6 protein-coding genes and 1 pseudogene are annotated in these 6,803 nt (G+C 70.3%); 3 read left to right on the plus strand and 4 right to left on the minus strand.

Going from position 1 to position 6,803, the window contains the following annotated elements:
- Positions 1-107: 107 nt before the first annotated feature.
- From ACZ6DT_RS27255 to ACZ6DT_RS27265, 3 genes and pseudogenes are all read right to left on the minus strand, one after another.
- Positions 108-466 (minus strand): annotated as a pseudogene (locus tag ACZ6DT_RS27255) (DUF4345 family protein); the annotation flags it as partial.
- Positions 467-1,141: a response regulator gene (locus ACZ6DT_RS27260; protein WP_005165099.1), complete on the minus strand. Its 675-nt coding sequence runs from the start codon at positions 1,139-1,141 to the stop codon at positions 467-469.
- A 43-nt stretch (positions 1,142-1,184) separates the two neighbouring features.
- Positions 1,185-2,540 (minus strand): PspC domain-containing protein, encoded by a 1,356-nt coding sequence (locus ACZ6DT_RS27265; RefSeq protein ID WP_465600293.1) that lies wholly within the window; start codon positions 2,538-2,540, stop codon positions 1,185-1,187.
- A gap of 110 nt (positions 2,541-2,650) precedes the next feature.
- Here ACZ6DT_RS27265 and ACZ6DT_RS27270 point away from each other — a divergent pair, with 110 nt between their 5' ends.
- Together ACZ6DT_RS27270 and ACZ6DT_RS27275 are read left to right on the plus strand one after the other, a co-directional pair.
- Positions 2,651-3,922 carry a PspC domain-containing protein gene (locus ACZ6DT_RS27270; protein WP_465600295.1) on the plus strand — a complete coding sequence of 424 codons (1,272 nt, stop codon included), beginning with the start codon at positions 2,651-2,653 and terminating at the stop codon, positions 3,920-3,922.
- Positions 3,915-4,166 carry a hypothetical protein gene (locus tag ACZ6DT_RS27275; RefSeq protein WP_465600297.1) on the plus strand — a complete coding sequence of 84 codons (252 nt, stop codon included), beginning with the start codon at positions 3,915-3,917 and terminating at the stop codon, positions 4,164-4,166. The genes ACZ6DT_RS27270 and ACZ6DT_RS27275 overlap by 8 nt, the downstream gene beginning before the upstream one ends.
- A gap of 289 nt (positions 4,167-4,455) precedes the next feature.
- Here ACZ6DT_RS27275 and guaA read toward each other — a convergent pair whose 3' ends face one another.
- A complete protein-coding gene (gene guaA, locus ACZ6DT_RS27280) occupies positions 4,456-6,012 on the minus strand; it encodes a glutamine-hydrolyzing GMP synthase (protein WP_465600300.1) in 1,557 nt (518 codons plus the stop codon).
- A gap of 126 nt (positions 6,013-6,138) precedes the next feature.
- On the opposite strand from guaA, the gene ACZ6DT_RS27285 reads away from it, so the two are divergent.
- On the plus strand, positions 6,139-6,684 hold the full coding sequence (locus tag ACZ6DT_RS27285; protein ID WP_465600303.1) for a DinB family protein: 546 nt from the start codon (positions 6,139-6,141) through the stop codon (positions 6,682-6,684).
- Positions 6,685-6,803 lie beyond the last annotated feature (119 nt).

Raw genomic sequence — 6,803 nt, forward strand, 5'->3', positions numbered from 1 at the left:
GAGTAGCAAGAACCCTGTTTTTGACTCTGCTTGGAGGGACGAAGCCAGGCTGGTGGGTGTCGGGGGGTTACACCGCGCCTTTTCCCCCCCCAAAAGGCCGACGCGACCGCGACAACGAGCAGGGCGGACATGACCGGCTCCACCCAGAAGTAGAGCCGGCTCGGATAGAACCGCTCCGGTCGTTCGGCGAACCGCGCGACCAGCCGCCCGCAGCCATCCAGACGAAAGCGACGGCCACCGCGATCGCGGCGCCCCGCCGGATCCCGCCGACGTCGAAAGCCGCGAAACCGAGCAGCACCGCGACAGCCACACCGAAGCCGCCGTACACCGCGCGCACTTCGGTCCGCGCCGTCGCCGACTCCAGCGTGATGCCGAACGGCCGGATGAGCCGTCCCGGCGCGGCGAGCCCGAGCAACCCCATGCCGAGGAAGAACACGGCCACCAGGCCGATGAGAACAGGCGCCACCTACACGAGACGCCGGTCGGAAGCCCAGCGCGAAAGCTCGTACCGGTTCGAAAGCTGCGTCTTCCGCAGCACGCTCGACACGTGTGTCTCGACGGTCTTCACCGAGATGAACAGCTCCGACGCGATCTCCTTGTACGCGTACCCGCGCGCGAGCAGCCGCAACACGTCGCGTTCCCGCGGCGTCAGCAGGTCGAGGTCCGGGTCGCTGATCGGCGCGGAACCCGGCCGGTCGGCGAACGCGTCGAGCACGAATCCGGCCAGCCGCGGCGAGAACACCGCGTCACCGTCCGAAACCCGCACGACGGCGCGCACGAGCTCCTTCGACGAGATCGTCTTCGTGACGTAACCCCGCGCCCCCGCGCGGATCACGGCGATCACGTCCTCCGCGGCGTCGGAGACCGACAGCGCGAGGAACACGACGTCCGGCAGTTCCGGCCGGACCCGGCGCAGGACCTCGGCGCCGCCGCCGTCGGGCATGTGCACGTCGAGCAAGACGACCTGCGGCTTGGTCCGGGCGATGCCCGCGACCGCCTCGGCCACCGAGCCCGCCTCACCGACCACGCGGACGTCGTCGGTGATCGAATCCAGTTCGGTGCGCACGCCGGCGCGGAAGAGCGCGTGGTCGTCGACGAGGAAGACCTTGACCGGCTCCCGCGTTTGCTGGTTCTCCGTCACACGATGCTCCCTCGCTCGCCCTGTCGGAGTGAGCATAGCGACCTCACGCCGCACCCTTCCCCGCCTTGACCGGCATCTCCAGCTGGACCTCGGTTCCTTCACCCGGTGCGGTACGAAGCTTGCACTTGCCCCCGTGCCGTTCCATCCGCCCCCGGATGGAATCGGCCAGACCGTGCCGATCGCCCGGCACGACATCGGGGTCGAATCCCTTGCCCCTGTCCCGCACGAAAACCGTCACCGCCGTCGGCTCGACCTCGGCGTACACACTGACCTCGTCGACACCCGCGTGCTTGGCGGCGTTGACGATCGCTTCGCGCGCCGCCTGGACCAACGCGGTCAGTGGCTCGTTCAGCGTGGCCTCCCCCACGACGACCTGCTGCACCGAGATCGCGAACGCGTCCTCGACCTCGCCGCACGCGGCCGCGAGCACTTCGGACAGCTGACCGCTGACGGCCTCTTCCTCGGTCTTCTTGCTTTTGCCATACCCCGACGGCCCGTACAACCAGCCGCGCAGCTCGCGTTCCTGACCGCGTGCGAGCCGGGCGACCTCACGCGGCGAATCCGCCTGCTTCTGGATCAGCGCGAGAGTCTGGAGGACCGAGTCGTGCAGATGCGCGGCGATCTCGGCGCGTTCGTCGGTGCGGATGCGGGCGGTGCGCTCGTCGGACAGGTCGCGGACCAGTCGCAGCCAGAACGGGACGGTCAGCACGGCCACGCCGAACAGCGTCGCGATCACGGCGACCAGCGCGAACTTGACCTGGTCGATGCTGCCGCTCTGCAGGACGACGACGCCGATGCCGGTCATCACCAGCGCGACACCGGCGACCACGCGGATCGCGGCGGACCAGCCCCCACCGCCCAGGAACGCCGTGGCGACACCACCCTTGGCGCCGAGGCGCCAGCGCCGTCGTTGCGACTCGTCGGCCTCCCGCCAGACGACGGCCGCACCGATCATGGCCAGCGCCAGCGGAATGGCGACCCAGCCGCTGATCAGGCCGGTCAGCGTGCCGCTGGCGACGGCGAGGCCGACACCCAGCGCCATCAGGCCGAAAGCCTGCTGCTTCTCCTTCGGCGCGGATTGCTCCGGCTCGACCTCACCGGATTGCTGCTGGACGAAAACCCAGAGCAGGCCGTACGCGAGAAGGCCGACGCCGTTCAGCGCGGCCAGCAACGCGAACGCCGTCCGGACCCAGAGCACCTTGACGCCGAGGTGGTCGGCGAGCCCGCCGGCGACACCCGCGATGGCGCGGCCGGAGCGGCGGCGGTACATCTTGGGCGGCTCGAACGGTGCCGGGGACAGGCTGCCGGAAACGGGCACCGGGGGGCGCTCGATGATCGTCGGCTTCACCTGTTCGGCGAGGTCGTTGGGGGCGGATTCCTGCACGTTCTCCATGGTCACACGCCAGGGGGTACTGATCCATCGGGGAAACCCCTGACTCTTCCCGCTGGAAAAACCTCAGGGACCTTCCCGGATGTGGTGAGGGCCCGCCGGAGCGCATTCTTTGTGGCATGAGTGGGAGTGAGACACACGTTCCGAAGCGCGGCCCCGCGGCCGGCTTCGAGGAGACCGTCAAGGATTTCTGGCGGAGCAGGCCGGTGCGTCCGGTGGCCGGCCGCAAGTTCGCCGGGGTCGCCGCCGGCATCGGCTACCGGTACGGCATCGACCCGACCGTGGTCCGTGTCGCGCTGGTCGCGGCGACCGTGTTCGGCGGTTTCGGCGTCTTCGTCTATCTGCTGGGCTGGCTGTTCCTGCCGCGGGAGGGCGACCCCGTTTCCGCGTTCGAGAGCCTGATCGGACGGGGGCGCGCGTCGAGTTCGCCGGCGTTCGCGGTGCTGCTGCTGATCCTGCTGTTCCCCGGTCTCACGTGGACCTTGAGCGGCGGCTGGATGACCGACGGCACCGGCCTGATCGGTTTCGCCTTGATGGCCGTCGCGCTGTACCTGCTGCACCGCAACCGCGGTCAGTTCAACCGGCCGACGATGCCCACTCCGGCCTATCCGACGGCCGCTTTCTCGATGGCGTCGGCGTCGGCGACCTCCACCTCGACGGCGACCGCGGGCGGCTGGGACCCGCTCGCGGCCGACCCGTCGGCTTGGGACCTGCCGAACGGTTCGCCGTCCGGTGGGATGCCGCCGCAGACTCCTCCGCCGCCTCCCGCGCCGCCGGCGCCTCGCGGCCGCAAGTCGAAGATCGGCGCCGCGACGTTCGGGATCGCCGTGCTGGTGGCCGGGGTCGGCACCGTCCTGGGTCTGGACGGTGAGGCGTGGTTCACCCCGCAGCACGTCGTCGGGCTCACCCTGGGCGTGGTCGGCATCGGGCTGGTGGCCGGTTCGTTCCTGCGGGGCGGTCGCGGGCTGATCGGGCTGGCGGTGCCGCTCGCGATCGTCGGGATGGCGCTCACCACGGTCCCGTTCGAGAACTTTTCCGCGAAGGGCGGCATCGGCGATCTGAAGGCGACGCCGAGCCACGTGTCCGAAGTGCTGCCGGAGTACCACCGTTCGGCAGGGAACATCGCCATCGACCTGACCAAGCTGCCCGCGGGGGCTTCGGTGAGCACGAAGATCTCGAACGGAGCGGGTAACTCGACGGTGCTCGTGCCGATGGGTGCCGAAGTGAACGTCTCCTGCGAGACGGGAGCGGGCGAGCTCGACTGCCTCGGCCAGTCCCGCTCAGGGATCGGCGAGGACACGGTCGACTTCACCGCGCCGGGAAGCAACGGGCAGAAGATCACTCTGAAGGTCGAAAACGGCGTCGGGAATGTGGAGGTGCGTCGTGGCTGAGTACGACTACGACAACTACGACAGCACGCAGACCCAGTCGACTCAGTCGGCTCAGCCCGCGAAGCGCGGGGTGGACGTCTTCACCCTGATCGTCGGGATCGCGACGCTGCTGGTGTCGGGTTACGTCCTCTCGGACGGCGCCTCCTGGCTCCCGCAGTTCGACTTCCGGTGGGTCATGGCGGGCGGGGCGATCTTCGTCGGCGTCCTGCTTCTCGCCGCTTCGGTGCGCAAGAGCCGCCGCTAGCGGCCCCGCTCACGATCCACCCCACTCCGAAGGCCCCGGCCCCTCGCCGGGGCCTTCGCCTTGCTCGCACCCCGGAGCGGAACGACTTTAGCCCCCTAATCGCGATCCGGCGGCCGCCGCGCTCCGACCCCGCCCGATCGCGTTTAGCCCCCTAATCGCGATCCGAGCCGCGCGGGTGCCCAAGGGCCCCAGAGCGCAGTTAGCGGGCTAAACGCGATCCGGTCGCCTGGGTGCCCAGGGTCCGGCAGATCGCGATCAGCCCGCTAAACGCAAGTCGGAGCGGGGGCGGTCACTCCCACTCGATGGTGCCCGGCGGCTTGGACGTGACGTCCAGGACCACCCGGTTCACCTCGGCGACCTCGTTGGTGATGCGGGTCGAGATCCGCTCCAGCACCTCGTAGGGCAGCCGCGTCCAGTCCGCGGTCATCGCGTCCTCGGACGAGACCGGTCGCAGCACGATCGGGTGCCCGTAGGTCCGCCCGTCGCCCTGGACGCCGACGCTGCGGACGTCGGCCAGCAACACCACCGGGCACTGCCAGATCTCGCCGTCGAGCCCGGCCGCGGTGAGTTCCTCCCGCGCGATGGCGTCCGCCGCGCGCAGCGTCTCGAGCCGCTCGGCATCGACGGCGCCGATGATCCGGATGCCCAGCCCCGGACCCGGGAACGGCTGCCGCTGCACGATCGTCTCCGGCAGGCCGAGCTCCAGCCCGACGCGGCGTACCTCGTCCTTGAACAGCAGGCGCAGCGGTTCGACGAGTTCGAACTGCAGGTCGTCGGGCAGCCCGCCGACGTTGTGGTGGCTCTTGATGTTCGCCGCGCCCTCGCCGCCGCCGGATTCGACGACGTCCGGGTACAGCGTGCCCTGGACGAGGAACTTGTAGTCGCCCTTGGCCTTGAGGTCGCGCTCGGCCTGCTCGAACACGCGGATGAACTCGCGGCCGATGATCTTGCGCTTTTCCTCGGGGTCGGTGACCCCGGCCAGCGCGTCGAGGAACCGCTCGCGCGCGTCGACGGTCACCAGGTTGACCCCGGTCGCGGCGACGAAGTCGCGTTCGACCTGGGTGCGCTCACCGGAACGCAGCAGACCGTGGTCGACGAACACGCAGGTCAGCCGGTCACCGATGGCGCGCTGGACCAGCGCGGCCGCCACGGCGGAGTCGACACCGCCGGAGAGCCCGCAGATCGCCCGGCCGTCGCCGACCTGCTCGGCGATGCGCTTGACCTGGTCGTCCACGATGGACGACGTCGTCCACTGCGGCTTGATGCCCGCGATGTCGTGCAGGAAACGCCGGAGCACCTCCTGGCCGTGCGGCGAGTGGTGCACCTCGGGGTGGTACTGGACGCCGGCGACGCGGCGCTCGACGTCTTCGAACCCGGCGACGGCGGCGCCGTCACTCGAAGCGGTCACGGTGGCGCCCTCGGGGGCCTTGGTGACGCTGTCGTTGTGGCTCATCCAGGCGGGTTGGTTGCTCGGGAGACCGGCGTGCAGCACGCCGCCTTCACCGGCGACGCGGACTTCGGTGCGGCCGAACTCGCGGATCCCGGTCGGCTCGACCGTGCCGCCGAGGGCCTGCGCGAGCACCTGGTGGCCGTAGCAGATCCCCAGGATCGGCACGCCCGCGTCGACCAGCCCGGGCGCGAGCGCGGGGGCGTTCTCCGCGTACACGCTGGAAGGACCACCGGAAAGGATGATCGCGGCGGGGTCCTTGGCGAGGATGTCCTCGGCGGCGGCGGTGTGCGGGACGACCTCGGAGTAGACCTGCGCCTCGCGCACGCGGCGCGCGATCAATTGCGCGTACTGCGCCCCGAAGTCCACGACGAGTACCGGACCGGTGGGACTGGGCACCTGAAACCTCCAGATCAGAGCAGTACGCTTCCTCACCATCGTCCCAGGTGGGCCGGGTCACCTCGCCGCCAACCCCCTCGCGATTCAGGACGGCGCATGACCGCGAGGCGCCCTACCGTCGAAGACATGGGCATCGACTGGAGCAAGGAACTCTCCGAACAGCTCGACAGGCACTGGACACAGCATCTCCGACCACGGCTGGACACCCTCGGCGACGACGAATACTTCTGGGAACCCGCCGAGAACAGCTGGACGATCCAGGTGAGCAAGACCGGCAAAGTCGTCATCGACTGGGCGTATCCCGAACCTTCCCCGCCGCCGGTGACGACCATCGCCTGGCGTCTCGCCCACATGATCGTCGGCGTCTTCGCGACGCGGAACGCGTCGCACTTCGGCGGCCCGGCCGTCGACTACGAGACCTTCCCGTACGCGGCCTCGGCCGAAGAAGCGCTGGAGCAGCTCGACGACGCCTACGCGCGCTGGCGTGACGGCGTCCGCGGCCTCACCGCCGAAGACCTCGAGCGCCCCTGCGGTGAGGCCGAAGGCCCGTACGCGGAGTACCCGCTCGCGGCGCTCGTCCTGCACATCAACCGCGAGGCCATCCACCACGGGGCCGAGGTCCTCCTCCTGCGCGACCTCTATCGGTCGCGCCCGCGAACAGAGCGCGTTTAGCCCGCTGAACGCGCTCCCCGGCCCGGGGGGGGGGGGGGGGGGGGGGGGGGGGAGGAAGGGGAGGGGGGGGGGGGGGGGGGGGGGGGGGGAGGGGGGGGGGGGGTGGGGGGGGCGGGGGC

The organism is Amycolatopsis sp. NPDC041971 (genome assembly GCF_055588925.1).

Coding starts and splice junctions, on each gene's coding strand:
- ACZ6DT_RS27270 (WP_465600295.1), top strand. CDS start 2,651: ATGAGTGGGAGTGAGACACACGTTCCGAAGCGCGGCCCCGCGGCCGGC.
- ACZ6DT_RS27285 (WP_465600303.1), top strand. CDS start 6,139: ATGGGCATCGACTGGAGCAAGGAACTCTCCGAACAGCTCGACAGGCAC.